General features: G+C 58.7%; 25 protein-coding genes. 9 read left to right on the forward strand and 16 right to left on the reverse strand.

Translation table 11 applies throughout. The features are described 5' to 3' along the window. The first annotated feature begins 16 nt into the window (after positions 1–16). Positions 17–958 carry a fatty acid biosynthesis protein FabY gene (fabY, locus tag V7Q49_RS19905; protein ID WP_333854671.1) on the forward strand — a complete coding sequence of 314 codons (942 nt, stop codon included), beginning with the start codon at positions 17–19 and terminating at the stop codon, positions 956–958. Between the two features lie 35 nt (positions 959–993). Here the strand turns inward: fabY and V7Q49_RS19910 are convergent, their stop codons facing one another. Further along, the gene (locus tag V7Q49_RS19910; RefSeq protein ID WP_333854672.1) at positions 994–1,926 is read right to left on the reverse strand and encodes an alpha/beta hydrolase; all 933 of its coding nucleotides are present in this window, start codon (positions 1,924–1,926) and stop codon (positions 994–996) included. 229 nt (positions 1,927–2,155) lie between these two features. Here V7Q49_RS19910 and V7Q49_RS19915 point away from each other — a divergent pair, with 229 nt between their 5' ends. Both V7Q49_RS19915 and nadS read left to right on the forward strand, forming a co-directional pair. Further along, positions 2,156–2,467 carry a type II toxin-antitoxin system RelE/ParE family toxin gene (locus V7Q49_RS19915; protein WP_333854673.1) on the forward strand — a complete coding sequence of 104 codons (312 nt, stop codon included), beginning with the start codon at positions 2,156–2,158 and terminating at the stop codon, positions 2,465–2,467. Beyond that, positions 2,468–2,758, forward strand: coding sequence for a NadS family protein (nadS, locus tag V7Q49_RS19920; RefSeq protein WP_333854674.1), 291 nt, complete (start codon positions 2,468–2,470; stop codon positions 2,756–2,758). A 39-nt stretch (positions 2,759–2,797) separates the two neighbouring features. On the opposite strand, the gene fdhE is transcribed toward nadS, so the two are convergent. The 4 genes from fdhE to fdnG are packed head-to-tail and all read right to left on the reverse strand — an operon-like array spanning position 2,798 to position 8,321. Continuing rightward, positions 2,798–3,727 (reverse strand): formate dehydrogenase accessory protein FdhE, encoded by a 930-nt coding sequence (fdhE, locus tag V7Q49_RS19925; RefSeq protein WP_142487602.1) that lies wholly within the window; start codon positions 3,725–3,727, stop codon positions 2,798–2,800. Then, positions 3,724–4,359, reverse strand: coding sequence for a formate dehydrogenase cytochrome b556 subunit (gene fdoI, locus V7Q49_RS19930; RefSeq protein WP_333854675.1), 636 nt, complete (start codon positions 4,357–4,359; stop codon positions 3,724–3,726). The genes fdhE and fdoI overlap by 4 nt, the downstream gene beginning before the upstream one ends. Continuing rightward, on the reverse strand, positions 4,356–5,258 hold the full coding sequence (gene fdxH / locus V7Q49_RS19935; RefSeq protein ID WP_306684612.1) for a formate dehydrogenase subunit beta: 903 nt from the start codon (positions 5,256–5,258) through the stop codon (positions 4,356–4,358). The genes fdoI and fdxH overlap by 4 nt, the downstream gene beginning before the upstream one ends. A gap of 12 nt (positions 5,259–5,270) precedes the next feature. Further along, positions 5,271–8,321, reverse strand: coding sequence for a formate dehydrogenase-N subunit alpha (fdnG, locus tag V7Q49_RS19940; RefSeq protein WP_333854734.1), 3,051 nt, complete (start codon positions 8,319–8,321; stop codon positions 5,271–5,273). Between the two features lie 402 nt (positions 8,322–8,723). Here fdnG and fdhD point away from each other — a divergent pair, with 402 nt between their 5' ends. After that, complete coding sequence (gene fdhD / locus V7Q49_RS19945; RefSeq protein ID WP_333854676.1) at positions 8,724–9,560, forward strand: formate dehydrogenase accessory sulfurtransferase FdhD; 837 nt, start codon at positions 8,724–8,726, stop codon at positions 9,558–9,560. A gap of 114 nt (positions 9,561–9,674) precedes the next feature. Beyond that, positions 9,675–9,887 carry a YdgH/BhsA/McbA-like domain containing protein gene (locus tag V7Q49_RS19950; RefSeq protein ID WP_039032167.1) on the forward strand — a complete coding sequence of 71 codons (213 nt, stop codon included), beginning with the start codon at positions 9,675–9,677 and terminating at the stop codon, positions 9,885–9,887. Between the two features lie 41 nt (positions 9,888–9,928). On the opposite strand, the gene V7Q49_RS19955 is transcribed toward V7Q49_RS19950, so the two are convergent. Together V7Q49_RS19955 and V7Q49_RS19960 are read right to left on the reverse strand one after the other, a co-directional pair. Further along, positions 9,929–10,252, reverse strand: a complete 324-nt coding sequence (locus V7Q49_RS19955) for an AzlD domain-containing protein (protein ID WP_103825275.1) — start codon at positions 10,250–10,252, stop codon at positions 9,929–9,931. Further along, on the reverse strand, positions 10,252–10,911 hold the full coding sequence (locus V7Q49_RS19960) for an AzlC family ABC transporter permease (RefSeq protein ID WP_333854677.1): 660 nt from the start codon (positions 10,909–10,911) through the stop codon (positions 10,252–10,254). Before V7Q49_RS19960 ends, V7Q49_RS19955 begins: the two co-directional genes overlap by 1 nt. 102 nt (positions 10,912–11,013) lie before the next feature. Between V7Q49_RS19960 and V7Q49_RS19965 the strand changes: the two genes are divergently transcribed. The 4 genes from V7Q49_RS19965 to V7Q49_RS19980 all read left to right on the forward strand — a co-directional run bounded on the left by V7Q49_RS19965 (position 11,014) and on the right by V7Q49_RS19980 (position 16,126). Beyond that, positions 11,014–11,562 carry a helix-turn-helix domain-containing protein gene (locus V7Q49_RS19965; protein ID WP_333854678.1) on the forward strand — a complete coding sequence of 183 codons (549 nt, stop codon included), beginning with the start codon at positions 11,014–11,016 and terminating at the stop codon, positions 11,560–11,562. Positions 11,563–11,583: 21 nt separating this feature from the next. Next, a complete protein-coding gene (locus V7Q49_RS19970; RefSeq protein ID WP_333854679.1) occupies positions 11,584–12,579 on the forward strand; it encodes a substrate-binding domain-containing protein in 996 nt (331 codons plus the stop codon). Positions 12,580–12,683: 104 nt separating this feature from the next. Next, positions 12,684–14,807: an alpha-galactosidase gene (locus V7Q49_RS19975; RefSeq protein WP_333854680.1), complete on the forward strand. Its 2,124-nt coding sequence runs from the start codon at positions 12,684–12,686 to the stop codon at positions 14,805–14,807. Between the two features lie 44 nt (positions 14,808–14,851). Beyond that, positions 14,852–16,126, forward strand: a complete 1,275-nt coding sequence (locus V7Q49_RS19980) for an MFS transporter (RefSeq protein WP_333854681.1) — start codon at positions 14,852–14,854, stop codon at positions 16,124–16,126. On the opposite strand, the gene rhaM is transcribed toward V7Q49_RS19980, so the two are convergent. The 9 genes from rhaM to rhaB all read right to left on the reverse strand — a co-directional run bounded on the left by rhaM (position 16,114) and on the right by rhaB (position 26,080). After that, a complete protein-coding gene (gene rhaM / locus V7Q49_RS19985; RefSeq protein ID WP_333854682.1) occupies positions 16,114–16,428 on the reverse strand; it encodes an L-rhamnose mutarotase in 315 nt (104 codons plus the stop codon). The two genes, V7Q49_RS19980 and rhaM, sit on opposite strands and share 13 nt — an antisense overlap. Then, on the reverse strand, positions 16,425–17,573 hold the full coding sequence (gene fucO, locus V7Q49_RS19990) for a lactaldehyde reductase (RefSeq protein WP_333854683.1): 1,149 nt from the start codon (positions 17,571–17,573) through the stop codon (positions 16,425–16,427). The genes rhaM and fucO overlap by 4 nt, the downstream gene beginning before the upstream one ends. 135 nt (positions 17,574–17,708) lie before the next feature. Continuing rightward, a complete protein-coding gene (locus tag V7Q49_RS19995) occupies positions 17,709–18,713 on the reverse strand; it encodes an ABC transporter permease (protein ID WP_333854684.1) in 1,005 nt (334 codons plus the stop codon). Then, on the reverse strand, positions 18,710–19,714 hold the full coding sequence (locus V7Q49_RS20000; protein ID WP_333854685.1) for an ABC transporter permease: 1,005 nt from the start codon (positions 19,712–19,714) through the stop codon (positions 18,710–18,712). The genes V7Q49_RS19995 and V7Q49_RS20000 overlap by 4 nt, the downstream gene beginning before the upstream one ends. Then, positions 19,714–21,216 carry a sugar ABC transporter ATP-binding protein gene (locus V7Q49_RS20005; protein WP_333854686.1) on the reverse strand — a complete coding sequence of 501 codons (1,503 nt, stop codon included), beginning with the start codon at positions 21,214–21,216 and terminating at the stop codon, positions 19,714–19,716. The genes V7Q49_RS20000 and V7Q49_RS20005 overlap by 1 nt, the downstream gene beginning before the upstream one ends. Before the next feature lie 117 nt (positions 21,217–21,333). After that, positions 21,334–22,320 carry a rhamnose ABC transporter substrate-binding protein gene (rhaS, locus tag V7Q49_RS20010; protein WP_032615332.1) on the reverse strand — a complete coding sequence of 329 codons (987 nt, stop codon included), beginning with the start codon at positions 22,318–22,320 and terminating at the stop codon, positions 21,334–21,336. Positions 22,321–22,404: 84 nt separating this feature from the next. Beyond that, positions 22,405–23,235, reverse strand: coding sequence for a rhamnulose-1-phosphate aldolase (gene rhaD, locus V7Q49_RS20015; RefSeq protein WP_333854687.1), 831 nt, complete (start codon positions 23,233–23,235; stop codon positions 22,405–22,407). Positions 23,236–23,354: 119 nt separating this feature from the next. Further along, positions 23,355–24,614, reverse strand: a complete 1,260-nt coding sequence (gene rhaA, locus V7Q49_RS20020) for an L-rhamnose isomerase (protein ID WP_333854688.1) — start codon at positions 24,612–24,614, stop codon at positions 23,355–23,357. Further along, positions 24,611–26,080, reverse strand: a complete 1,470-nt coding sequence (gene rhaB / locus V7Q49_RS20025) for a rhamnulokinase (RefSeq protein ID WP_333854689.1) — start codon at positions 26,078–26,080, stop codon at positions 24,611–24,613. Before rhaB ends, rhaA begins: the two co-directional genes overlap by 4 nt. Positions 26,081–26,339 lie beyond the last annotated feature (259 nt).

Raw genomic sequence — 26,339 nt, forward strand, 5'->3', positions numbered from 1 at the left:
AAGAGAGAGTACAGCTATGTATCACCTTCGAGTACCGCAAACGGAAGAAGAGTTAGCGCTTTACTACCAGTTCCGCTGGGAGATGCTGCGTAAGCCATTGCATCAGCCGAAAGGGTCGGAGCGCGACGCCTGGGACGCCATGGCGCATCACCAGATGGTGATGGATGAAGAAGGCAACCTTGTGGCCGTAGGAAGGCTGTATATCAATGCCGATAATGAGGCCTCCATTCGCTTTATGGCGGTACACCCCAACGTACAGGACAAAGGCCTCGGCACGCTGATGGCGATGACGCTGGAGTCCGTTGCTCGCCAGGAGGGCGTAAAGCGCGTCACCTGTAGCGCACGTGAAGATGCGGTAGAGTTCTTTGCCAAGCTGGGGTTTATTAACCAGGGCGAAATCACCACCCCGCAAACCACCCCAATTCGTCACTTTTTGATGATCAAACCCATCGCTTCGCTGGATGATATTCTGCACCGCGCCGACTGGTGCGGCCAGCTGCAGCAGGCCTGGTACCAGCACATCCCATTGAGCGAAAAGATGGGGGTACGCATTCAGCAGTACACCGGGCAAAAATTTATCACCACCATGCCGGAGATCGGCAATCAGAATCCGCACCACACCCTGTTTGCCGGCAGCCTGTTTTCGCTGGCGACGCTTACCGGCTGGGGGCTTATCTGGCTGATGCTGCGCGAGCGCCATCTGGGCGGCACCATTATTCTGGCCGATGCCCATATCCGTTACAGCCGTCCCATCACCGGCAAGCCGAGCGCGGTAGCGGATTTAGGCTCGCTGAGCGGCGACCTCGACCGCCTGGCCCGCGGCCGCAAAGCCCGCGTGCAGATGCTGGTGGAGCTGTTCGGGGACGAGACCTCTGGCGCGGTGTTTGAAGGTACCTATATCGTGCTGCCCGCGAAGCCGTTTGGCGCCTATGAAGAGGGTGGGAACGAGGAAGAGTAAAAATGCAGGGGCGTTACCCGCGTTGCGCTCCCGCTTTACTCTTTTGAACAGGGCCCTGCCACAGCACCCGCTCGCCATGCAACATCACGCATAACATCCCTCGCCGCCTGGCTTATGCCACCAAGCTGAAAGAAACCGTGAATGACGCCGGACCAGCGCTGGCAGGTGCAGTTCACGCTCTGTTCGGTCATGCGGTGATACAAGGCTTCGCCTTCGTCACATAAAGGATCGTACTCGGCGGTGATGATATGGATTCGCGGCAGTCCATGAAAGTCATCCCGCCATAATGGGCTGACATCAGGATGCTGGCGTTCGGTATGGGGAAGGTACATGTCGTATCCGCTGAGGAGCGTATCGCGGGTAATAACATAATCCAGTCCATTGCGGGTGTAGCTTTCAAAATACGCCGTTGCGTCGAGCATAGGATAGATAAGGATCAGCTGCGCGGGTTGCCACAGACCTGTGGCCTTGAGTCGTAGCGCCGTGACCAGCGCCAGATGGCCTCCTGCGCTGTCTCCGCAAAGGGTGATGCGGTTTTTATCCACCCCAAGCGTATTTGCATACTTCCAGACCAGATTCGCGCCTCGTTCAGCATCGTCATGCGCGGCAGGGAAGGTGAATTCTGGAGCAAGTCTGTACTGAACGGCAATCACCCGGCAGTTGCCGTAATACGCCAGCTGACGCAGCTGGTTATCGTGAGTATCAAAACCGCCACTGACAAAACACCCGCCATGATAGTAGATAACGGTGGGCAGCGTTTCAGGTGCGTTGAGCGGAGAGACGATCCGAAACGTTATTCCGTCGAGTTCCTGCGTGGCTACATGCACGCGTATTTCCTTCTCCCCGGCCAGCACCGTACTGGCAACATAGCCTGCCCTCCGTTCATCAATATTCTGGCTGAGCGGCGAGGGCCGCCCTGCGGCGATAAAGTCCTGAACCAGCTTATCAATACCCTTTTCCAGTGCCATCGTTTAATCCTTGGGTCTGTATGGATATACAGCGTTATAGCCTGGTTTTCTGCAGAATAAAACAGCGGATTTGGGTGGGGATAGGAATCTGGAAAGCGACTCGCAGAAACGAAATGTACTGAGCGGAACGAGTGGATTTGTCCACTTCATCTCAATAACGTAACAGGAGAGGAGTACGTCATTGACGTACATTTAACTTTCGATACTATAAGCCAATGGCGTATATTTTATGCTATTCATTGAAACGGATATCTTCACCGAAGACGTCAAAAAATTACTGGATGACGACGAGTACCATAAACTGCAGGTCTTTCTGGCAATGCAGCCGGAATATGGCGATTTGATTCAGAACGCGGGAGGCTTACGCAAGATTCGCTGGCTTGCCGGAGGTAAGGGAAAGCGTAGTGGTGTAAGAGTCATTTATTTTCATCGCTCGCGTGAAAATGAAATTCGATTGCTGCTCATCTATCGCAAAGGGATCAAAGATGACCTGTCAGCAAACGAGAAGGCCGTACTGAAAATGATTATTGAGAGGTGGTAAATGGATAAGGCGCTATTTGAGCGGTTAACCCAAAGCGTGGCTCAGATGAACGAAATTGCCGGGGGCAAACGCGAGCCATCGCGCACCTTTCAAATCGATGCCATGAAAATTAAAGAAATCCGTCAGGCGTCAGGGCTGTCGCAAAGTAAATTCGCGAATCTAATCTCGGTCAGTGTTGATACGCTACGCAACTGGGAGCAAGGCAGACGTTCACCTACAGGCCCGGCTAAGGCGCTACTTCGTGCTATTGCCAACGATCCACAGCATGTTATTCCTGCGCTATCCCAGTAATTTAGCCCGGCAGCAAAACCTACCGGGCTAAAAGAGAGATTACTCCCCTTCACCCGGGAACAGGAACGGGTTGATAGAGCTGCGGGCAAAGCCCTCCTGCTCCATTTTGGCGTCCAGTATCAGCGTGGCGAGATCGTCAGCGACGGCTTCCACTTTCGGGTCTTTTTCCTGGTACAGAATCTTCAGGTAGGTGCCGCAGTCGCCGCAGCTTTCGGCTTTCACCGCGGACTGCTCGTTCTCCAGCGACCAGTAGTGCAGATCGCGGGTCTGCTCGCAGTTGCTGCATTTGATGCGCACCACGTGCCACTCGGTTTCGCACAGGTTGCAGTGCAGGTAGCGCAGCCCCTGTGTGGTCCCGATTTGCACCATGCTGGAGACCGGCATCGAACCGCACACCGGGCAGAACTGGCGTGCTTCACCGTATTCGGCACGGGCTTTACCTGGGATCAGGCTGGCCATTTGCGCCCAGTAGAGCGACAGGGCGGCCCAGATAAACGGCGCTTTATCGCTGCTGACCGAGGCAAAATCAGAGGCAAACAGCGCGCTCGCCATCTGCTCCAGCTCCTGCTCGGAGGCCTTCTCGAGATTCTCGATCACCGCCAGCGCAGGGCCGCTCATCTCGGGCTTCAGTTCCGCAATCAGCGAATGCAGCAGTTTGTGCCAGTGCTTGTCGCGCGGCAGCACGTGGATATCCAGCGGCGGCTTGCCCTGAACGTTCGCCTCTTTAATGCGCGCGGTCAGATCCATTTGCAGCGGGTGGTCGTACAGCACCACTTCCTGAGCATGGGCGATCAGCCCGGCAAAGCGCAGATAGTCGCCAAGCGGGTTGTTCTCTGCCAGCTCACGCAGGCGTTCCGCACGGCGGTTGTAGAGGTTTTTCAGTCTGGGGAACAGTAGCGGCGGAATCACTTCCGCCGTGCGTTTCTCGCTCGAACCCAGCTCATCTTGCGGGATTATGCGAATACTCATTCAGATGACTTTTCCTGTTTCTGGCGGACTTCACGGTACCAGCGCGGGTGATGTTTCTTCGCCCACGTCTTAGTAACCCAGCCTTCCACCATCGCGGTAATGGTGCCTTTCACCCAGAGGGCGGCGTAGATATGCACCATGATAACCACAATTAACGCCACTGCGGCAAATGAATGCAGCATTAACGCAAATCGGATCACCGGGATTGAGAAAGCAGGCGCAAAGTACGGACGCCAGATGATCACGCCACTTGCCAGCAACAGGACCAGGAAGATAATCGCCGCCCAGAATACGCATTTCTGGCCGAAGTTATAGCGTCCGGTATCACCCACTTCCTCGTTGACGACGATCTTACGAATATTCTTCGCCCAAAAGATATCATCCCGATTGATTAGGTTATGGTGCCAGTAGCGGAAAAACATGATGATGAACGAGGCGAACATCACCACCCCGACGAACGGGTGCAGGATGCGCGCCAGCTGCGGCGTACCGAGGATCTGCATCAGCCAGTTAAAGGAGGGGAAGAAGAACCCCAGCCCGCTTATCGCCGCCAGCATGAAGCAGAAGGCGGTGACCCAGTGGTTGATACGTTCCGGCGCCGTGTAGCGCACGATGGTGTCACGTCTTTTCATTTGCGCACCTCGTCTTTCTCTTCATGCAGGTTGTCGTCTTCCTCTTCCGCGCGGTTCGGACCGACGCCGACGTAGTGGAAGATGCTCGCGGCAAAGGTCGCGGCAAAACCGACGGCGGCCAGTGGTTTCCAGATGCCTTTCCAGAATTTCACCGTAGCGCTGATCTCCGGGTTCTCCGGCAGGCCGTGATACAGATTCGGCTTGTCGGCGTGGTGCAGCACGTACATCACGTGCGTACCGCCAACCCCGGCCGGATCGTACAGGCCCGCATTGTCGTAACCACGGGTTTTCAGCTCGCCCACGCGCTCTGCCGCCAGCGTTTTCATATCCTCTTTAGAGCCAAAGTGGATAGCACCGGTTGGACAGGTTTTTACGCAGGCTGGCTCCTGGCCGACATTCACACGGTCTACGCACAGCGTACATTTGTAGACGCGGTTGTCTTCCGGGTTGAGGCGCGGTACGTCGAACGGGCAGCCCGCGATGCAGTAGCCGCAGCCAATGCACTGCTCTGACTGGAAGTCGACGATGCCGTTGGCGTACTGAATGATCGCCCCTTCAGACGGGCAGGCCTTCAGGCAGCCCGGATCCGCACAGTGCATACAGCCATCTTTGCGGATCAGCCACTCCAGTTTGTCGTTCTGCTCCACTTCCGAGAAGCGCATCACCGTCCAGGATTTGGCGGTCAGATCGGCGGGGTTGTCATACACCCCGACGTTGTGACCCACTTCATCACGGATGTCGTTCCACTCAGAACAGGCCACCTGACAGGCTTTACAGCCGATACAGGTGGTCACGTCGATAAGCTTCGCCACTTCCTGCTGGTGGTCCCGCGCCTGTGGCGCGGGGGTGAAACTGTTAGTCGCGGAACGACGGATAATGTCTTGCGATTGATAAGCCATAAGTCGTCTCCGTTACACCTTTTCCACGTTCACGAGGAAGGCCTTAAACTCCGGCGTCTGCGTATTCGCATCACCGACGAACGGCGTCAGGGTGTTAGCAATAAACCCTTTCTTCGCCACGCCTTCATAACCCCAGTGAATCGGAATACCGATGGTATCCACTTCCTGACCGTGAACGTTCAGCGTGCGAATACGCTTGGTCACCACCGCTTTGGCTTTGATATAGCCACGGTTGGAGGAGACTTTAACGGTATCGCCGTGGGCGATGCCGAGCTTGTTCGCCAGCTTCTCGCCGATCTCCACAAACTGTTCCGGCTGCGCGATGGCATTAAGCAGCGCGTGCTTGGTCCAGTAGTGGAAGTGCTCGGTCAGACGGTAGGTGGTACCCACGTACGGGAACTTGTCTTTTTTACCCAGCGCGTCGAAATCGCCCTTAAAGATACGGGCTGCCGGGTTAGAGACCACGTTCGGGTGCAGCGGGTTGGTGCCCAGCGGCGTTTCAAACGGCTCGTAGTGTTCCGGGAACGGACCTTCCGCCATCTTATCGATCGCGAACAGACGTCCCATCCCTTCAGGCTGCATGATAAACGGCCCGACATCGCTGCCCGGAGGCGCGGTGCTGTAGTCCGGAATATCCACGCCGCCCCATTTTGCGCCGTCCCATTTCAGCAGCTGACGCTTCGGATCCCACGGCTTGCCCTGCGGGTCAGCGGAGGCACGGTTATAGAGAATACGGCGGTTGAGCGGCCATGCCCATGCCCAGCCCAGCGTATTGCCGAGACCCGACGGGTCAGCGTTATCGCGGTTGGCCATCTGGTTGCCTTTCGGCGTCCAGCTCCCGGCAAAGATCCAGCAGCCGCTGGAGGTGGTACCGTCATCGCGCAGATGCGCGAAGGTGCTGAGCTGATCGCCTTTCTTCGCCAGCACGGTGCCGGTGGCCGGGTCGATAACATCCGCCAGCGCCTTACCGTTGCTCTCCATCGCCACTTCTTCCGGGGATGGGTTCTCCGGCGTCAGGTAGTTCCAGGTCATGTTCAGCACCTGTTCCGGATTCGCACCGCCCTCTGCCGCGTACATCTTACGCAGGCGTAAGAAGATACCGGCCAGGATCTCGCCGTCGTTCATGGCGATACCCGGGGCGTCCGCGCCTTTCCAGTGCCACTGCAGCCAGCGGCCGGAGTTGACGATAGAACCGTTCTCTTCCGCGAAGCAGGTGGACGGCAGACGGAACACTTCGGTCTGAATCGTCGACGGATCGACGTCGTTCGACTCACCGTGGTTCTGCCAGAAGGTCGAGGTCTCGGTATTGAGCGGGTCAATGGTGACCAGGAACTTCAGCTTCGACAGCGACGCCACAACCTTGTTCTTGTTCGGGAACGACGCCACCGGGTTAAAGCCCTGGCACAGATAGCCGTTGACCTGGCCCTGATTCATCATCTCGAAGTACTGCAGAACGTCGTAGCCCTTGTCCCACTTCGGCAGCCAGTCAAAGCCCCAGCTGTTTTCAGCCGTCGCTTTATCACCATAGAAGGCCTTCATCATCGAGACGAAGAACTTCGGATAGTTGCCCCAGTAGTTCACCTGGCCTTCGAGCAGCGGCTTAGGCGTGCTGGCCGTCAGGTAGGTTTGCAGGTCGGTCTGTTTTTCGCTTGGCAGGTTCATATAACCCGGCAGGCTTTGCGACAGCAGGCCGAGGTCGGTCAGACCCTGAATGTTGGAGTGACCGCGCAGGGCGTTCACGCCGCCACCAGCCATCCCCATGTTGCCGAGCAGCAGCTGCACCATCGCCATAGTACGGATGTTCTGCGCGCCGACGGAGTGCTGTGTCCAGCCGAGGGCATACAGGAACGAGGCGGTTTTATCGTGTGCGCTGGTTTCAGCGATCATCTCGCACACCTTCAGGAAGTCGGCTTTCGGCGTCCCACAGATGTTTTCGACCACGTCCGGCGTATAGCGGGAAACGTGCTCTTTCAGCAGGTTCCACACGCAGCGCGGGTGTTGCAGGGTGGTGTCGCGCTTCGCAAAGCCTTTCTCATCCAGCTCGTAGTTCCAGCTGGTTTTATCGTACTTGCGTTTTTCGGCGTCGTAACCGCTGAACAGGCCATCGTCGAAGCTGTAGTCCTCACGCACAATCAGACTGGCGTTGGTATAGGCTTCGGTGTATTCGCGGTTATATTTTTCGTTGGTCAGCAGGTACAGCAGTACGCCTGACAGGAAAGTGATGTCAGTACCTGAACGAATAGGGGTGTAGAAATCCGCCACTGACGCTGTACGCGTGAAGCGGGGATCGATCACAATCAGTTTCGCACCGTTGTGGATTTTGGCTTCCATCGCCCAGCGGAACCCGACAGGGTGCGCTTCAGCGGCGTTACCGCCCATCACCACGATAAGGTTGGCGTTCTTGATGTCGACCCAGTGGTTGGTCATCGCACCGCGACCAAATGTTGGAGCAAGACTTGCTACCGTTGGTCCGTGTCAGACACGCGCCTGGTTGTCGACCGCGAGCATACCGAGTGCACGCGTGAATTTCTGGGTTAAATAGCCGGTTTCGTTACTGGAGGCAGACGCACACAGCATCCCGGTGGAGAGCCAGCGGTTAACGGTGGTGCCTTCGGCGTTCTGCGCGATGTAGTTGGCATCGCGGTCTTCTTTCATCAGCTTAGCAATGCGATCGAACGCTTCTTCCCAGCCAATTTGCTGCCATTTGTCGGAGCCTGGCGCGCGATACTCAGGGAACTTCAGGCGACTGTCTGAGTGGATGAAGTCCACCAGACCTGCCCCTTTCGGGCAGAGCGCACCGCGGTTGACCGGATGATCCGGGTCACCTTCGATATGGAAAATAGATGCTTTGGCGTTTTTTGCACCGTCACCGAGGCTATACATCAACAGCCCACAGCCGACAGAGCAGTACGTACAGGTGTTACGGGTTTCGCGGGTGCGCAGCAGTTTGTACTGCCGAGTTTCCGCCAGCGCTACGCCGGGCGCAAAGCCCAGTGCCGCCGCCGTGGTGCCTGCCATACCGCCAGCGCAGATCTTAAAGAACTGCCTTCTGCTGACCTGCATGGTCACTCCTTGTTTCGACATTGCTACCCTTCACTCCTCGCGCCTGCGCGCGAATTATTGGGGGTAATTATTGTTTTACTTCACGGCTGTTTTTTGACCGCAAAGTTGAAAATTTGCGTTAAACCCTCATTTCCACGAGGGGTATGTCAGAATACCACAATGTCGGTACGCTTGTTCCAACGGCGTTAAAACAAAGTGAACGTATTATCACGGTGATGATTATAAAATGTGATATTGATCACATGGTGCCCCAAAACTGTTACAAACCTGTTTCTCCGTCGGGTTTGACTCTCCGGTAAAGTTGCGCGGACAGGGCGGTAAAAATTGATCCATACTATGCGCCAGGCCGGAAAAGTATGGTGCAATAGCAGGCCTCCCCCGTGGTTGCTCAGGATATTCGTTGTGTTGAAACAAAATAGTGATACCCGCATTACGTCGCTGCCTGTCGGCGTGGCAGAGCGCCGGGTACACAGACCCCCTCAGATTAGCCTCCCGACTCCCGATTTCCTGGCGGAAGAGGTGCCCGTCGCGCTGGTTTATAACGGTATTTCCCACGTGGTGATGATGGCCTCGCCGAAAGATCTGGAGCTGTTCGCCATCGGGTTTTCGCTGTCTGAAGGCATCATTGAGCACCCGCGTGAGATCTACGGCATGGAGGTGATATCCGTTTGCAATGGTCTCGAAGTACAGATTGAACTCTCCAGCCGCCGCTTTATGGGATTAAAAGAACGTCGGCGGGCGCTGGCGGGGCGCACCGGCTGTGGCGTCTGCGGCGTGGAGCAGCTTAACGATATCGGCAAGCCCGTGGTGCCGCTGCCCTTCACCCAGCGCTTTAACCTGGCCCATCTCGATCGGGCGCTGGCGCATCTCAACGACGTGCAGCCCATCGGGCAGCTGAGCGGATGTACCCATGCCGCCGCCTGGGTATTACCGAACGGCGAGATTGCCGGCGGGCATGAGGACGTCGGACGCCATGTGGCGCTGGATAAACTGCTGGGCAGGCGCGCAGGAGAGAATGGGACGTGGCAACAGGGGGCTGCGCTGGTCTCCAGCCGGGCCAGCTACGAGATGGTGCAAAAGGCGGCGATGTGCGGGGTCGAGATCCTGTTTGCGGTCTCCGCAGCGACCACCCTGGCGGTGGAGGTCGCCGAGCGCTGCAACCTGACGCTGGTGGGGTTCTGCAAGCCAGGAAGAGCGACGGTTTATACCCATCCGAAACGTCTGATAATTGATCAATAATTTTGAATAATGAGAGCAAATCCTTCCGCTATCAGTTGTCGGTGATGAGGCCTATTATTTATCACATCAAGGCACAGCGCCTTACACCAACAACTCATCGCAAGGATTTATATCATGAAAAGCATCAAAACTTTTGTCGCAGTAATCGCTCTGGCTACCTCTTTCGGTTCTTTCGCTGCTCAGTCTGTTACCGCCTCTGCCAGCACCATTGATGGCGCAGAAGCCAAAATCGCGGCTCAGGCTCAGCAGGCAGGCGCATCCTCTTACACCATTACCCAGGCTTTCACCGGTAACCGTGTACACATGACCGCTGAGCTGAACAAATAAGAGCAAAGTATCTGTCGAAAGAGCGCCCCCGGGGCGCTTTTTTAGTTTATGCCTGCCAGGCGTAACAACGCCGTCACCACCGCCGCGGCGACGATCACGAAAATCAACGGCACCTTGCGCCAGGCGAGGAATACCGCAAAGGCCACGCCCAGCACCCGCGCCATCCCGGCAAAATGTTCTCCTTCATAGAAGGTGGTCGCCAGCGCCACTGAAAACAACAATACCGTTGCCGCATCCGACAGCAGCGCCTGGGAGCGTTCAGACAGCGCTAACCGGCTGCCCAGTTTCGCCCCGCCAAGACGCATCAGGTAGGTGCCCGCCGACAGCAGGGCGATGCCGAGAATAAAGACGGTCATGTTTTCCATTATTTCTTCCTCGTCGCGAGGCCAAGCAGGGAGAGCAAGACCGGCAGGCCCACCGGCGCAAAGGGCACCGCGGCCAGCGATAGCGCCGCGCCGCTACAGGCGCGGATAAGTGTGGTGCGGTTCTTAAAGGCCGGCACGACCAACGCCAGTAAAATAGCCGGGAATACCGCGTCCAGCCCGATGGTTTCCGGGGCGGGCAGCAGTTTGCCGACCATTGCTCCCAGCAGGGTGCCCAGCGGCCAGATAATGGCTACCCCCAGGCCGCAGAGCCAGTAGGCGGCTTTACGCTGTTCGGGCGTTTTTTGCGACAGGCCAAACACCACGCTTTCGTCATTCATAATGTGGCAGCCGAGGAAGCTGGCACCGCGTTTACCGACCAGCTCGCGCACCGTCACGCCGAAAGGAACGTGGCGGGCGTTTACCAGCAGCCCGGCCGCCGCTGCGGCAAGGGGATTGCCCCCGCTGGCGACAATACCGATAAACATAAATTCTGAGGCACCCGCCAGCACAGAAATGGAGAGCACAAACGGCACCCACAGCGGGAAGCCATACGCCATCGCCAGCGAGCCGTAGGACATCCCGACGACGCCCACCGCCAGACACACGAGAATAATCGCCTTGATGGTGTCGCCTTTGAGACATGAGAAAGCGTTTTTCATACAGTTTTAGCCATATCGAACGAGTATCCATTATAATGAACGCATCACATTCGTTTATCAAGATGAACGATTCGTTCGATTTATAGAACAAGAGAACGTTTTATGACGCAGCCAATCAGCGTAATCGCCAAAAGTCTGGTGCGGGAGCGCATGCGGACCGGGCTTTCACTGGCGGAAATCGCCCGCCGGGCCGGGATCGCCAAATCCACCCTCTCCCAGCTGGAGTCCGGCAACGGTAACCCCAGTCTCGAGACCCTGTGGTCGCTCTGCGTGGCGCTGGATATTCCCTTTGCCCGTTTGCTCGAACCGCAGCAGCCCACCACCCAGGTGCTCCGCCTTGGGGAAGGGACCAAAGTGGTTGCTGAGCAGGCTAACTTTGAGGCTATTTTACTGGCGGCCTGTCCGCCAGGGGCGCGACGCGATATCTATATCCTGATGGCGCAGCCCGGGGCCGACCGTATTTCCCATCCGCACCCGCCGGGTTCGGTTGAGCATATTATCGTCATGAAGGGGAGGGCGCTGGTTGGCCTCACCGAAGCACCGGAAGCGCTCGGGGTGGGGGATTATATTTGTTATCCTGCCGACCAGCCGCACATCTTTAAAGCCCTTGAGCCCGATACCTATGCGCTCATGGTGGCGGAACAAAACTAATACCCAAAGACACGGATAATCATGTCGCTTAAAGCCATTGCTAAAGAACTGGGACTGTCGGTAACGACGGTGAGCCGCGCCCTCAACGGCTATTTTGACGTTTCCAGCGAGACGCGCGCCCGCGTGGAAGCCGAAGCGCAGCGCCGCGGCTATCGGCCGAATACCTTTGCCCGCCGTCTGAAGATGGGCAAGATCGACGCCGTAGGGCTGGTCTTCCCGGTGCATCCCGTTCCGCTCAACAACAGCGTTTTTATGGACATGGTCGGCGAAATTAGCCACGAGTTAGCGCAACATGAGATCGATCTGCTGCTGATTGCCGATGACGACCTGGCCGACAAGCACAGCTACATGCGCATGGTGCAGAGCCGTCGCGTGGATGCTTTGATCGTGGCGCATACCCTCGATAACGATCCGCGTCTCGAACAGCTACAGGCCGCCGGGTTCCCCTTCCTGGCGCTCGGCCGCAGCCATTTGCCGAAGCCGTATGCCTGGTTCGACTTTGATAACTATGCGGGCACCTGGACCGCCACCCGGCGGTTGATCGAACGCGGTCATCAGCGCATCGCGCTGTTGGGTGAGAGCAACAATCAGGCGTTTATCACCCAGCGCCGTCAGGGCTATCTCGATGCCCTGAAAGAGGCGGGGCTCTCCAGCGAATGGCTGCGCACCATGCCGCCTTCACGCCGTGCAGGCTATACCACCACTCAAGAGTTGCTGGCGCTGGAGGTCCCCCCCACGGCGATCGTCACCGACTGCAACACCCACGGCGACGGTGCCGCGATGGCGCTGGCGCAGATGGGGCGTTTAACCGGCGAGAACGCCGTGTCGCTGGTGGTCTACGATGGCCTGCCGCAGGACAGCATTGTTGATATCGACGTGGCGGCGGTGATCCAGTCCACCCGCCAGGGCGTGGGCAAACAGATTGCCGACATGGTGCTACAGCTCATTAACGGCGACGACATCAGCCAGCTTCAGGTGCTGTGGCAGCCGGAATTCTCCCCAGGCCAGACGGCATAAATTTCCCCAATTTCTAAACCCGATCACAAATCCGAAACGTTTTGGTTTGTATCCGAAACGTTTCGGATCAACAATCAGGATATCCCGATGACAGGAGATGTCCGATGCAAGAGGCAGTTTTACGACTCACAAGCGAAACGGTCGATGTGGTGATCAAAACCCATCCATTCGCCGAAATTGTTTACTGGGGGCAGCACCTTCGCCACTTTTCGCCGCAGGATGCGGCCACGCTCTCCCGCCCGATCGCCAACGGCAGACTGGACGTTGACTCGCCGGTCACGCTGATGGCCGAGCTTGCTCACGGACTATTCGGCGCGCCGGGCATTGAGGGCCATCGTCAGGGGCTGGATGGTTCGCCGCGGTTCCGTACCGTCGCGGTAGCGCAGCAGGGACAAACCCTGACCCTCACCGCCGAAGATGACACCGCCGGACTGCGTCTCACCAGCGAGATCGCCCTCGATGACAGCGGCGTGCTGGCGGTGCGCCACGGCCTGACCAACCTCAAAAGCCAGCCGTGGCAGGTTGAGCGCCTGGCCGTCACCCTGCCGCTGGCGGAGCGTGCCCGCGAAGTGATGGCGTTTCATGGCCGCTGGATCCGCGAATTCCAGCCGCATCGCCTGCTGCTGGAGCACGACAGCTTCGTGATCGAAAACCGCCGGGGCCGCAGCTCCCACGAGCATTTCCCGGCCCTGATTAGCGGCACGCCGGGCTTCAGTGAAATGCACGGCGACGTCTGGGGCGTGCATCTGGGCTGGAGCGGCAACCATCGCCTGCGCGCGGAGGCCAAAACCGATGGCCGTCGCTACCTGCAGGCCGAAGCGCTCTACTTTCCGGGAGAAATGGCGCTGGAGGAGGGCGAAATCCTCTGGACGCCACATCTCTACGCCAGCTACTCCAGCCAGGGGCTGAACGGCATGAGCCAGCAGTTCCACCGCTATCTGCGCAGCAACATCATCCGCTTCCCGGAGAACAAACCGCGCCCGGTGCATCTCAACACCTGGGAGGGGATCTACTTTAACCACGATCCTGACTACATCATGCGGATGGCAGACGAAGCGGCCTCGCTGGGAGTGGAGCGCTTTATCATTGACGATGGCTGGTTTAAAGGACGCAACGACGACCATGCCGCGCTGGGGGACTGGTATCTCGACGAGCAGAAATACCCCAACGGCTTAACGCCGGTGATCAACCACGTCAAAAGCCTCGGGATGGAGTTCGGTATCTGGGTCGAGCCGGAGATGATCAACCCAAACTCCGATCTGTATCGCGCCCACCCGGACTGGGTATTGGCCTTACCGGGTTATGAGCAGGCCACCGGCCGCCATCAGTGGGTGCTGAACCTCAATATTCCTGCCGCCTTCAACTACCTGCTGGAGCGCATGAGCTGGCTGCTGGGTGAACACGCGGTGGATTATGTGAAGTGGGACATGAACCGCGAGCTAGTGCAGCCGGGCCATAACGGCAGGGCCGCTGCCGACGCCCAGACCCGTCAGTTCTACCGCCTGCTGGACACTCTGGGCGAGCGCTTCCCGCACGTAGAGTTTGAATCCTGTTCCTCCGGCGGCGGGCGTATCGATTATGAAGTGCTGACCCGCTGTCATCGCTTCTGGGCGTCGGATAACAACGACGCGCTGGAACGTAATACTATCCAGCGTGGCATGAGCTACTTCTTCCCGCCGGAGGTGATGGGCGCGCATATCGGTCATCATAAATGCCATGCCACTTTCCGCCAGCACAGCATCGCTTTCCGGGGTCTGACGGCGCTGTTCGGCCATATGGGGCTGGAGCTGGATCCGCTCGCCGTGGATGAGCAGGAGCGCGAAGGCTATCGGCACTATGCGGCCCTGCATAAGCAGTGGCGGGAGGTGATCCATCGCGGCACCCAGTGGCGGGTGGATATGCCCGACCGCACCACGCTGGCGCAGGGGATTGTGAGTCAGGATCAGAGCCAGGGGCTGTTTATTGTCAGCCAGCTTCAGATGCCGGATTACACCCTGATGATGCCGCTGCGCATGCCGGGGCTGGCGGCCAACGCGCAGTACCGCATCACGCTGCTCGACCACCCCAACATCCGCCTGACCGGGGAGGGGGGGCACACCATGCGCAAGCTGCCGGCGTGGATGGAGACCCCGCAAACGGTGAGCGGCGAATGGCTGATGCAGGCGGGGCTTGCTCTGCCGGTGCTGGATCCGGAAACCGCCATTCTGATTGGCGTTGAACGCGTATAAGGGCAATGGGCCGGGCAACCGGCCCTGAGTTGAGGATAAAAATAATGAACACGACTGCCTGTACCCACAAAGACAACCCGAACTTCTGGATCTTCGGTTCGTTTTTCTTTCTCTACTTCTTCATCATGGCCACCTGCTTTCCGTTCCTGCCGATCTGGCTGTCGGATATCATCGGCCTGAATAAAACCCATACCGGGATCGTCTTCTCCTGTATCTCGCTGTTTGCCATCTCGTTCCAGCCGGTGTTGGGGATAGTGTCGGACAAGCTGGGGCTGAAAAAACACCTGCTGTGGATCATCGCGGTCCTGCTGTTTCTCTTCGCCCCCTTTTTCCTCTACGTCTTCGCGCCGCTGCTGAAAACCAACATCTGGCTCGGCGCGCTGAGCGGCGGGATCTATATCGGCTTCGTCTTCTCGGCGGGGTCGGGCGCGATTGAGGCCTATATTGAGCGCGTGAGCCGCAACAGCTTCTTTGAGTACGGCAAGGCGCGCATGTTTGGCTGTCTCGGCTGGGGGCTGTGCGCCTCGACGGGCGGGATCCTGTTCGGCATCGACCCCTCCTATGTGTTCTGGATGGGCTCCGCGGCGGCGCTGGTGCTGATGGTGCTGCTGGTGGTCGCCAAACCGAAGCCCAACCAGACTGCCCAGGTGATGAACGCCCTCGGCGCTAACCAGCCGCAGATCACCGCCAGAACCGTCATTAACCTGTTCCGCCAGCGCAAAATGTGGATGTTCATTTTGTACGTGATTGGCGTGGCCTGCGTGTACGACGTCTTCGATCAGCAGTTCGCCACCTTCTTTAAAACCTTCTTCGCCACGCCGGAGGAGGGCACACGGGCGTTTGGCTTTGCGACCACCGCCGGGGAGATCTGCAACGCCATCATCATGTTCTGCTCGCCGTGGATCATTAACCGTATCGGCGCGAAAAATACGCTGCTGATTGCCGGGGTGATTATGGCGACGCGCATTATTGGTTCGTCCTTTGCGACGACCGCCGTGGAAGTGGTGGCCCTGAAGATGCTCCACGCGCTGGAGGTGCCGTTCCTGCTGGTGGGCGCATTCAAGTACATTACGGGGGTGTTCGATACCCGCCTCTCCGCGACCATCTACCTGATTGGCTTCAACTTTGCCAAGCAGCTGGCGGCGATTTTCCTCTCTGCCTTTGCCGGGAATATGTATGACCGGATCGGCTTCCAGGAGACGTATCTGATGCTGGGCTGTTTTGTGCTGGCGGTGACGGTGCTGTCGGCGTTTACGTTGAGCAACAGGCGGGAGATTGCTGCCGCGAGCGCGGCAGCGTTGACCCATCAGGCCAGGTAAAATACCTCTTGCAGCCCGGCACTCACCGGGCTGTTGTCCGGGTTAGACGGCATCACTTCCCCCATATATTTCCACCAGCGCTGGCAGACATCGGTGTTTGCCACCGCGTTCCAGCGCTCCTCCGATTCGATCTCCACCGTGGCGAACAGCAGGTTGCGGGCTTTATCCAGATAAATGGCGTAGTGGTGGGCGCCGTGGTCTTTCAGCACCGCTTCCAGCTCGGGCCAGATCGGATTGTGGCGACGTTCATACTCCTCGTGTGCGTCAGGGTTCACCTGCATCACAAAGGCTTTGCGGATCATAATGCCTCCAGATAGAGTTCGCGCACCTCGTCGCGGCTGGCGCTGCGCGGGTTGCAGGGGGCGCACGGGTCGGCGAGGGCTTTATCGAGCCAGCCTTCGATGTCGGCTTTGGTCACGCCGAGCTTGCTGAAGCCGGACGGGATCCCAACGCGGGTGCTCAGGTCACGAATCGCCTGAATGGCCGCCATGCTGGCCGCTTCGTCGCTCATTTCGCGGGTATCGACGCCCATCGCCTGCGCCACGCGGGCAAAGCGCGCCACGGCGTTCGGGCGGTTAAAGTTTTCGATGATCGGCAGCAGGATGGCGTTGCACACGCCGTGCGGCAGGTTGTGCGTGGCTCCCGGCTGGTGGGCCAGGGCGTGCACCAGCCCGAGCCCGGCGCTGTTAAAGGCCATCCCGGCCAGGTACTGTCCGAAAGCCATCTGCTCGCGCGCCTCCAGGTTATGCCCGTTGTCCACCGCTTCCGGCAGCCACAGGTTAATCAGGCGAATGGCCTCCAGCGCGTTGGCGTCGGTCAGCGGATGGGCACCCACGGAGACATAGGCTTCGATGGCGTGCGTCAGGGCGTCCATCCCGGTGGCAGCGGTGACGGAGGCCGGAATGTCGAGCATCACGCTGGCGTCATCCACGGCGATATCCGGGATGATGTTCGGGTCGATGATCACCTCTTTAACCTGACGCGCGGAGTCGATAATCACCGCATTGCTGGTCATCTCTGCCGCCGTACCTGCGGTGGTGTTGATCGCCACCAGCGGCACGCCGGCGTTGGTCACCTTGCCAACGCCGGAATAGGCGGTGGACGGACCCGGGTTGGCGGTGAGGATTTTAATCGCTTTCGCGGTGTCGATCGGGCTGCCGCCGCCGAAGGCAATAATGTAATCGCACTGCGCGTCCTGGTACGCGGCATAGCCCTGTTGCACCAGCGCCTCGGTCGGGTTAGGGAACACCGCGTCGAACAGATGATAAGACATCTGCTGCGCGTCGAGGGTGGTAAACAGGCTGTCGAGCAGGCCCATTTTCACCAGCTGGCCATCGGTGACAATCAACGCGGTGCCCCACTGTTTGTTTGCCACCAGCTTAACCATATCGCCAATTGCGCCTGCGCCGTGCAGGCTGATTTTCGGAAGCGCCAACATAAAGCTCATGATAATTCTCCTTAATGATGATTTTGGGTAATCCGTTCCCCTCACCCCGGCCCTCTCCCCATAGGGGAGAGGGTGAAAGGCCGCACCGAGCAGTCCCCTCTCCCCTATGGGGAGTGGGTTAGGGTGAGGGGTAATTTAAATCCGTCTTCGCTGCATAATCCGGCGGGTGATGATCGGCAGGGAGATCACCACAATCAGCATCGCGCCGATAATCACTGACATCACGATGCCCGGCACGTTGAGCAGGCTCAGGCCGAAGGTGACCAGCCCCATCAGGAAGGCGGCGATAATCACGCCCACCATGCTGCCGGAACCGCCGAGAATATTGACTCCGCCGAGCACCGCCATGGTCACCACCGCCAGCTCCCAGCCCATCGCAATGGTCGGGCGGGTACTGCCCAGACGCGAGGTGAGCAGCACCGAGGCCAGTCCGGCCATCAGCCCCACCAGGGCAAACAGAATCAGGTTGTGACGCTTCACGTTGATGCCGGAGTACCAGGCCCCGATCGGGTTATTGCCGATGGCGTAGGTGCGACGCCCGAAGTTGGTCTTGTGCAGCACGAAGGCAAACACGGCCGCCAGCACGATAAACAGCGCGAACTCAAACGACAGCGCGCCCCAGACGTAGCCCTGACCAAACCAGGCGAAGCTCTCCGGGTACGCGTTCAGCGCCTGGTCGCCCAGCAGAATGTAGGTGATGCCGCGATAGAGGCTCATGGTGCCGATGGTGATCACAATCGACGACAGGTTAAAGCGGGTCACCAGCAGGCCGTTGAACAATCCGCACAGCAGGCCAACCCCTAAGCCCACGCAGACCAGCAGCGGCGTATCCAGCCCGGCCGCTGCGCAAAAGCCCATCACCGTAGAACTCAGGGCGATGGTGGAGGCCACCGACAGGTCAATTTCCCGGGCGATGATCAGCATCGCCATCGGCAGCACGATGATCGCCTTCTCGGTGAAGTTGAACGTCGCATCGGACAGATTCCAGATATCGAGGAAGTACGGCGAGGCCAGGGCGTTACCGACAAACACCGCCAGGGTGACCGCCAGCAGAAAACCTTCCCAGCACAGCAGGCGCTGGAAAATGCCCGTCGGGGCCGGGCTGTTTTTGATCTCTTCAGACGTCATTACTTTACTCATGATCTTACCGCCTGTTTCTGACGTGCCAGCGCCGCATCGCGCAGGATCAGCCGTCCTTTGCGTTTGTTGCCGCGTTCATTGAGCAGCACCGCAATCACGATTACCGTCCCGGAAATCGCCATCTGCCAGAACGGCGACACGCCGATGACCGGCAGGGCGTTGTTGATCACCCCGAGGAACAGCGCTCCGCACAGGCAACCTAACACCCGGCCGGTACCGCCCATGGTGCTGATGCCGCCGATCACGCAGGCGGCTACCACCTGCAGCTCAAAGCCGTTTGCCACATCGACATAGGCCACCGCAAAGCGGGAGATCCACAGATAGCCGCAGAACCCGGCCAGCGCCCCGGAGAGGCAGAAGCTGACGAACTGCATTTTGCCGGCGTTGATCCCGGTGTAGTACGCCGCCGTGGCGTTACCGCCCGCGGTGTAGAGCGCCCGCCCGGTGCGGCTGTAGCGCAGGAAATAGCCCACCAGCAGCAGGGCGGCAATGGCGTACCAGCTCAGCACCGGCAGGCCCAGCACCGACGCCCGCGGCAGGCCGAGGAAATCGGCGCCCATCTGATTGGAGTTGACCCAGCCGCCGCCGGAGAGCAAAAAGATAATCCCGCGGTAGATGCTCATGGTGCCCAGCGTCACCACAATCGCCGGGATGCCCATCTTCCACACCAGCAGGCCGTTGATGATCCCCATCAGCAGGCCGAGCGCGGTCGCCAGGATCAGCAGCGCCCAGACCGGCACATCGGGATGATGGAAGTTAATCAGGGCGACAATCATTCCGGTCAGCGCCAGGTTGGCCGCCATCGACAGGTCGATGCCTTTGGTGAGCAGGACCATCATCTGCCCGAGGGCGAGAATGACCAGAATTGAGGTGTCGTTAAACATCTCCACCAGGTTGCCCGGCGCGATAAACGACGGGACGCGGGCACCGATGGCGACAACCATCAGCACGATCACCGCCGCCAGCAGCGCCTCGCGGTGTTTAAGCAGCTGTTGCACCATTATGCGGCCTCCTGTCTGGCACCGCTGGCGGCGCTGACGATGGTTTCAGCCGTCGCGCCCCCCGCCTGATATTCCGCCACCATTAATCCTTCATGCATGACGATAATCCTGTCGGACATGCCCATCACTTCCGGCAGTTCGGAGGAGACCATGATCACCGCCAGCCCCTGACCGACCAGCTCGGACATAAACTGGTGCACCGCCGCTTTGGAGCCGATATCGATCCCCTTGGTCGGTTCATCCAGGATAATCACGTCCGGGTGGGTCGCCAGCCATTTGCCGATCACCACTTTCTGCTGGTTGCCGCCGGAGAGGGTTTCCACCGCCTGCTTCCAGCTAAAGGCTTTCACCTGCAGGCGTTTAGCGTATTCATCCGCCAGCTGCCACTCGCGATCGTCATTCAGCACCCCACTGGCGTTGAGCTTGCTGAGCTGCGGCAGGCTGATGTTCTGCGCAATCGACAGCTCGATAATCGCCCCCTGCTTCTGGCGCTCTTCCGGCACGCAGACGATACCGGCTTTGATAGCGTCCGCCGGCTGGCGGAAATGCTGCGCTTTGCCGTTTAGCACGATGCTGCCGGAGGAGGGACGCGAGACGCCCGAAAGTGCCTGCATCAGCTCGGTACGCCCGGCACCCACCAGCCCGTAGAAGCCAAGGATCTCGCCTTTGCGCAGGGTAAAGGAGATATTGGCGAACTCGGTGGGGTGGCAGAGATCCCGCACCTCCAGCACGGTGTCGCCTTTTTCGCACGCCACTTTCGGGAAGGTCTGGGTAATGGCGCGGCCCACCATCATTGCCACCATCCGCTCTTCGGTGATGTCGTTGATGGCCCCGGCACCGACAAACACCCCGTCGCGCAGAATGGTATAGTGATCCGCCAGCTCAAAAATCTCGTCGAACTTGTGGGAAATAAACAGGATCGCTTTCCCCTCCTGCTTCAGGCGTTCGACAATCTGATAGAACTCCAGAATTTCATGCTGCGACAGGGCGGCGGTGGGTTCATCGAGGATCACCACCTGGGCGTCAAACGACAGCGCCCGGGCAATCGCCACCATATGCCGCTGGGCGATGCTCAGGGTTTTCAGCGTTGCACGCGGGTCGATCTGCACCTCCAGACGGGTGAGGATCGCCTGCGCCCGGCGGTGCATCTCCGGCCAGTCGAGTTTTTTGAAAAGGCCTTTATAGAGGTATTGCCCGACAAAAATGTTTTCGGTGACCGACAGCTCATCGAACAGCACGGTCTCCTGATGAATCGCGGTAATACCCACCTTATGCGCCGAGTCGGGAGTCGGCAGCTGAATGGGAATGGCTTTGTAGAGGATCTCGCCCTCGTCGGGCTGGTAGATGCCGGTCATCACTTTGACCAGCGTCGATTTGCCCGCGCCGTTTTCACCGATCAGGGCGGTGACTTTGCCGGGCCAGAGTTCAAGCTGCACGTTCTCAAGGGCGCGCACACCGGGGAAGACCTTGGTGATGCCGTTGAGCGCCAGTAATGGGGTCATGATAGTTCTCCAGAAATTCCATTACCCCTCACCCCAACCCCTCCCCCCATAGGGGCGAGGGGCTCGATTGGTCCCCTCTCCCCTTTGGGGAGAGGGTTAGGGTGAGGGGTGAAGCTGTTAGAAGATTTTCGAGAACTTATCAATGTTGCTGGCATCGTAAACAAACGGCTCAGCCATCGCGCCGCTGCCGTCGGCATCCAGCTTCACTTTTCCCAGTTTGCCCATGCTGGCTTCCTCTTTGGTCGCCGTACCTTTCACCAGGTCATCCGCTAAGTAGGTCGCGGCATACCCGAGGTCGATCGGGTTCCAGATGGCGAAGCTCTTGCTGGCACCGGATTTCACCGCGCCCGCCATTTCAGACGGCAGACCCAGGCCGGTCACGTACACTTTGCCGATCTTGCCCTGATCTTTCACCGCCTGCGCCGCCGCCACGATGCCCACCGACGACGGAGAGACGATCACTTTAAGATCCGGGTAGGTTTTCAGCAGGCCGACCGCTTCGCGGTAGCTCTTATCCGACAGATCGTCGCCATAGGCCACGGTCACCAGATTGACGGACGGGTACTGCGGCAGCACCTTTTTCATCTCGGCAATCCAGGTGTTCTGGTTGGTGGAGGTTGGAGTCGCGCTTAACACCGCCACGTCGCCCTTCTCCACGTTCAGCGCTTTCAGCGCTTCGGCCGCCAGCTTGACGTTCGTCTCGCCAATCAGCGCGTTATTGGAAGGGTTAAGGTGGATCTGACGACCGGCTTTCGCCACGCCGGAATCCCATGACACCACTTTGATCCCGCGCTGCATCGCTTTTTTCAGCACCGGCACCACGGCATCAGGATCGTTGGCGGAGATGGCGATCGCATCCACCCCCTGGGCGATCAACCCGTTCAGCACTTCGATCTGGGCTTCGGCGGTGGTGGTGGTCGGGCCGGTATAGATCACTTTGACATCACCTAACTCTTTGGCTGCCTCCTGGGCACCCACGTTTGCCGCTTCGAAGAAGCCATTACCTAAGGATTTCGCCACCAGGGCGATTTTTACTTCCGCTAAAGCAGAACCGGACAACGCCAGGGCGGCAACGGTGAGGATCAAGCTTGTCTTTATTTTCATTGCTTTTACTCCACTTAATAAGGTGATTTTTGTAGGGATTGCAGGTGTAGTTCGCCCCGTCTCAATGAGCGGGGCGCGATGTTCTTATTTGTACAAATCTAACGCCGACTGCATCGGATTAACGCCAAAGCGTTTGCCCAGCGCAATCAGCTCTTCCCGGGTGATGGTCTGCTTCATGCCACCCATTGAATAAACCTTTACCAGTACTTCGGCAGACTTCTCGGCGGTGTCGATCAGACCAAAGGTTTCATCGAGCGTCGGGCCGCTGCCGAACACGCCGTGGAACGGCCACAGCACCAGCGAGTGTTTTTGCATCTCAATCGCCGTGGCCGTGCCGATTTCATCAGTACCTGGCACCATCCACGGCAGAATGCCCACGCCATCCGGGAACACCACCAGACACTCGGTACTGCCTTCCCACAGCTGGCGGGTGATGACGTCGGTGTTGTTTTCCAGCACGAAGGTCAGGGCGATAAGGTTGGTGGCGTGGCAGTGCATGATCACGCGATCTTTCCCGTTGGTGGCCTTGATACGCTCGCAGTGGGAGAGGAAGTGGGCCGGCAGCTCAGAGGTTGGTACCGCTTCGTCAGTCAGCCCCCAAAGAATGTGGTAGCCCGCGCCGTCGCTGTCCACTTTTACCACCCCTAAATTGGCGGTGGGATCGAGCTGCACGTTGCGGAAGAACTTGCCGGAACCAGTGACGATAAACGGCGTGTTGGCGAGCAGCGGCATCGGCTGGCTGAGGGCGATATAGCGCGGCTTCTGATGGAAGTCGGCGGCAAAGGGTTCAATATCCGCGTCATCCAGGCGCAGCGTCAGGTTGCCGCCGTTGCGCTCGTCCCAGCCTTTCAGCCAGGCGTCGGAGGTGGCTTTAATCATGCCCTGGACGAACCAGGATTGAGTGATGGTCTGCATAGTCTTTCATTTCCTGTTAAATCGGGGCGGGGTTTCCCCTCACCCTAACCCTCTCCCCAAAGGGGCGAGGGGATGGTTTGCTCCCTCTCCCTCAGGGAGAGGGCAGGGTGAGGGTTGTCTTACCCGCGTTGACTCAAAATCTCTTTCTCATACGCCCGCACGTTATCCAGCCACTGGCTGCCCGCCGGGGCGTCGTGACGCTGGCAGTACATCTCCCATACCGCCTGCCACGGCAGTGATTTTTGCTCTTCGAGCAGCGCCAGACGCGCGGTGTAATCGCCTGCGGCTTCCAGCGCCCGCAGCTCGGCGGTAGGTTCCAGCAGGGCGCGCAGCAGGGCTTTCTTCATATTGCGGGTGCCGATAACCCAGGCCGCGATGCGGTTGATGGAGGCATCGAAGAAGTCGAGGCCGATATGCACCCGGTCAAACAGGTCATGGCGGATAATCTCGCTGGCGATGGCCTGGGTTTCGTCATCCAGCAGCACCACGTGGTCGCTGTCCCAGCGCACCGGACGGCTGACGTGCAGCAGCAGGTGCGGCACGTACAGCATCGCGGCGGAAATTTTGTCAGAGATCACCTCGGTAGGATGGAAGTGACCCGCATCCAGGCACAGCGCGGTCTGGCGGCTGGTGGCGTAACCCATGTAGAACTCGTTGGAGCCGACGGTGTAGCTCTCGGCGCCAATGCCGAACAGCTTGCTTTCCACGGCGTCGATGTGGTGCGCCGGGTTCAGCTTTTCGCTAATCACTTCATCCAGCGCTGCCAGCAGGCGCTGACGCGGGGCGAGGCGGTCGACGGTAATGTCTTTCATGCCGTCCGGGATCCAGATGTTCATTACCGACGGGGTGCCGAGCTGCTCGCCAAAGTACGCAGACACGCGGCGGCTGGCCTTCACGTGGTCGATCCAGAACTGACGGATTTCGTCATCGGCGTGGGCAAGGGTAAAGCCGTCGGCGCTCAGCGGATGCGAGAAGCAGGAGGGGTTAAAATCCAGCCCCAGCTTGTTGGTTTTCGCCCACTCGACCCAGTTCTTAAAATGTTCCGGCTTGATGGCGTTGCGATCGACGGGGGTGTCGGATTCCAGATAGATGGCGTGCAGGTTCAGGCGTTTTGGCCCGGGGATCAGGCTCAGGGCCAGCTCCAGATCGGCCCGCAGTTCAGTCGCGTTACGCGCCTTGCCCGGATAGTTACCGGTGGCCTGGATCCCGCCGGTCAGCGAACCGCCCGGGTTCTCAAAACCGGCGACGTCATCGCCCTGCCAGCAGTGCATAGAGACGGGCAGACGGTCGAGCTGGCGCAGTGCCTCTTCGACATCCACGCCCACGGCGGCAAAACGCTGTTTCGCCAGGTCCCAGGCTTGTTCAAGTTGAGTGGTCATGCGCAAAGCTCCTTAGTCAGTCGTTTTTGCTGAAACTGCACCCGATAGCGGGCAATTTCATGGCAGGGATTGGGGGTGAACGTGGTCAGGCGGTAGTTCGCCGCAATCGCCGAGCGGATTTCATCCACGCTTGTCAGCTCATCCAGCGTCATCAGCTGAATGCCGATATTGCCGAGCGTGGAGGCCTCAACCGGGCCCGCCACAACGGTAATTCCGCAGGCATCGGCACAAAGCTGGTTGAGCAGCGCGTTCTGGCAACCGCCGCCGACGATATGCAGCTGGCTGAACGGTTTACCGCGCAGGTCGGCCAGCTCGCTCAGGATGTCGGCATACAGCAGGGCAAGGCTGTCGAAAATGCAGCGCGCCAGTTCGGCCGGACGGGAGGGTACCGGCTGGCCAGCCTCGAAGCAGGCGGCCTGGATTTCGGCACTCATGTGCGGCGGGTTGATAAAACGGTCGTCGTTTGGGTTGATCAGGAAAGTGCAGGCCGCCAGCTTTTCGGTTTCCGCGATAAGCGCAGGCAGGTCGGTGATGTTCTGCTCTTTCAGCACCCGCTGGAGCAGCCACAAACCCATAATGTTTTTCAGTACCCGGTAGCGGCCTTCCGCACCGCCTTCATTGGTGATATTTGCGGCCAGGGCGGCGTCGCTGGTGTACGGGGTTTTGCTCTCAAAGCCCATCAGGGACCAGGTGCCGGATGAGAGATAGGCCGCGTCTTTATCCGCAAGAGGAGAGGCGATTACCGCGCTGGCGGTATCGTGGCTTGCCACCGCAACGACCGGAATGTGATTGCCCTGCGGGCAAACCCACTGACCGATCACATTACCCGGGTGGGTCGGCGTGCCAAACCAGGAAGGCGAGGCGCCGGTCCAGTTCAGCAGGTTTTCATCCCAGTTATCGGAGTTGATGTTCACCAGTTGGGTGGTGGTGGCGTTGGTATATTCCCAGTTTAGATTGCCGGTCAGGCGGTAGCTGAAATAGTCCGGGATCAGCAGCGCGTGCGCCACGTTGGCGACCAGCTCCGGCTGCTGCTCAACCAACGCACGCAGCTGGTAGAGCGTATTAAAGGGCAGAAATTGAATGCCGCTGCGCCCGTAAATGGTGTCTTTGCCCAGTTGGGCAATGGCATGCGCCATCACGCCGTCGGTACGGTTATCACGATATGAGACAGGCAGGCCAACGCGCTCGCCGTGGCTGTCCAGCAGCACGTAATCCACGCCCCAGGTATCAATGCCAATGCTGTCGATGAGAATGCCGTCATTGCAGACGTTGGTCAGCCCGGTGCGGATCTCGGCTTCCAGGCCATCAATATCCCAGGCGTCAAAGCCCTCCTGCTTTTGCAGGCAGTTAGCAAAACGGTGCATTTCACGAAGTGAAAGCGTGCGCTGGTTACAGTCCCAGGTAGCCAACATAACGCGGCCGCTGGATGCGCCTAAATCGACTGCCACACAATGGCGAAAAGTCATGGTCGGGTCCTTCTCTAAGTCATTAGCGATGAGTGTAAGAAAGGGAAGAAAAAGCCACCTTCTCGCCACTGACAGACGAAATCCGGGGCTGGCAAGAAAGCAAAGATGAACGTGAGGAAGTTCACAGTTTCCAGTAATGGCGGGGATTGTGGGCAGTGTGACGCTTACCGCATTTCCTGATCTTTCAGCCCGTTTCTTAAAAAACGAACAGGTTTTGCGAGGTTTGCTGCCGAAAATTTAAGGTGAGCCCGAAGGGCCT

Source organism: Leclercia sp., assembly GCF_036780805.1.
Lineage (GTDB): Bacteria > Pseudomonadota > Gammaproteobacteria > Enterobacterales > Enterobacteriaceae > Enterobacter.

Coding starts and splice junctions, on each gene's coding strand:
- V7Q49_RS19950 (WP_039032167.1), top strand. CDS start 9,675: ATGAAAAGCATCAAAACTTTTGTCGCAGTAATCGCTCTGGCTACCTCT.
- V7Q49_RS19980 (WP_333854681.1), top strand. CDS start 14,852: ATGAACACGACTGCCTGTACCCACAAAGACAACCCGAACTTCTGGATC.
- rhaB (WP_333854689.1), bottom strand. CDS start 26,080: ATGACTTTTCGCCATTGTGTGGCAGTCGATTTAGGCGCATCCAGCGGC.
- V7Q49_RS19915 (WP_333854673.1), top strand. CDS start 2,156: ATGCTATTCATTGAAACGGATATCTTCACCGAAGACGTCAAAAAATTA.
- rhaS (WP_032615332.1), bottom strand. CDS start 22,320: ATGAAAATAAAGACAAGCTTGATCCTCACCGTTGCCGCCCTGGCGTTG.
- V7Q49_RS20000 (WP_333854685.1), bottom strand. CDS start 19,714: ATGGTGCAACAGCTGCTTAAACACCGCGAGGCGCTGCTGGCGGCGGTG.
- V7Q49_RS20005 (WP_333854686.1), bottom strand. CDS start 21,216: ATGACCCCATTACTGGCGCTCAACGGCATCACCAAGGTCTTCCCCGGT.
- nadS (WP_333854674.1), top strand. CDS start 2,468: ATGGATAAGGCGCTATTTGAGCGGTTAACCCAAAGCGTGGCTCAGATG.
- fdhE (WP_142487602.1), bottom strand. CDS start 3,727: ATGAGTATTCGCATAATCCCGCAAGATGAGCTGGGTTCGAGCGAGAAA.
- V7Q49_RS19995 (WP_333854684.1), bottom strand. CDS start 18,713: ATGAGTAAAGTAATGACGTCTGAAGAGATCAAAAACAGCCCGGCCCCG.
- V7Q49_RS19965 (WP_333854678.1), top strand. CDS start 11,014: ATGACGCAGCCAATCAGCGTAATCGCCAAAAGTCTGGTGCGGGAGCGC.
- fdxH (WP_306684612.1), bottom strand. CDS start 5,258: ATGGCTTATCAATCGCAAGACATTATCCGTCGTTCCGCGACTAACAGT.
- rhaA (WP_333854688.1), bottom strand. CDS start 24,614: ATGACCACTCAACTTGAACAAGCCTGGGACCTGGCGAAACAGCGTTTT.
- rhaD (WP_333854687.1), bottom strand. CDS start 23,235: ATGCAGACCATCACTCAATCCTGGTTCGTCCAGGGCATGATTAAAGCC.
- V7Q49_RS19975 (WP_333854680.1), top strand. CDS start 12,684: ATGCAAGAGGCAGTTTTACGACTCACAAGCGAAACGGTCGATGTGGTG.
- V7Q49_RS19955 (WP_103825275.1), bottom strand. CDS start 10,252: ATGGAAAACATGACCGTCTTTATTCTCGGCATCGCCCTGCTGTCGGCG.
- rhaM (WP_333854682.1), bottom strand. CDS start 16,428: ATGATCCGCAAAGCCTTTGTGATGCAGGTGAACCCTGACGCACACGAG.
- V7Q49_RS19960 (WP_333854677.1), bottom strand. CDS start 10,911: ATGAAAAACGCTTTCTCATGTCTCAAAGGCGACACCATCAAGGCGATT.
- fucO (WP_333854683.1), bottom strand. CDS start 17,573: ATGAGCTTTATGTTGGCGCTTCCGAAAATCAGCCTGCACGGCGCAGGC.
- fabY (WP_333854671.1), top strand. CDS start 17: ATGTATCACCTTCGAGTACCGCAAACGGAAGAAGAGTTAGCGCTTTAC.
- V7Q49_RS19970 (WP_333854679.1), top strand. CDS start 11,584: ATGTCGCTTAAAGCCATTGCTAAAGAACTGGGACTGTCGGTAACGACG.
- V7Q49_RS19910 (WP_333854672.1), bottom strand. CDS start 1,926: ATGGCACTGGAAAAGGGTATTGATAAGCTGGTTCAGGACTTTATCGCC.
- fdoI (WP_333854675.1), bottom strand. CDS start 4,359: ATGAAAAGACGTGACACCATCGTGCGCTACACGGCGCCGGAACGTATC.